Raw genomic sequence first — 342 nt, forward strand, 5'->3', positions numbered from 1 at the left:
ATTCTCTGTCCCAGATAAACAAAGGAATTGCTTGATTGTGATCATCTGCTAACCAGCTATCTAGAGTAGACTTTGCTTTAACAGATTGATTTGCCGCTTGAGATTCAAAGAATGATTGCTTGTATAGTTCGAATTGATGCTCAAAATTCTTTTCTTGGCAGTTAAGCACTAATGGAGATGACTTAAGATTTTCTACTTTGGTTAGATATTCATTATATAGGTCTTCTGATTCTAGAAAGACTAACGTATCTCTTTTTAAGCTAACACCTAGTGCAGTGAAATTCGCACTGCCAATAATAACGACATTAGGTTCAATTAAGTATAGCTTCCAGTGTGTACTAT

The 342-nt window shown here is 34.8% G+C and carries 1 protein-coding gene; it reads right to left on the reverse strand.

The genetic code is table 11. The annotated features are described in order from the left end of the window. Window positions 1-342 (reverse strand): phospholipase D-like domain-containing protein (locus tag AB4496_RS29505; protein WP_372133693.1); only part of this gene is annotated, 342 nt, incomplete at both ends.

This window comes from Vibrio sp. 10N.222.46.A1, from assembly GCF_041473595.1.
Classification (GTDB): Bacteria; Pseudomonadota; Gammaproteobacteria; order Enterobacterales; family Vibrionaceae; genus Vibrio; species Vibrio tasmaniensis_A.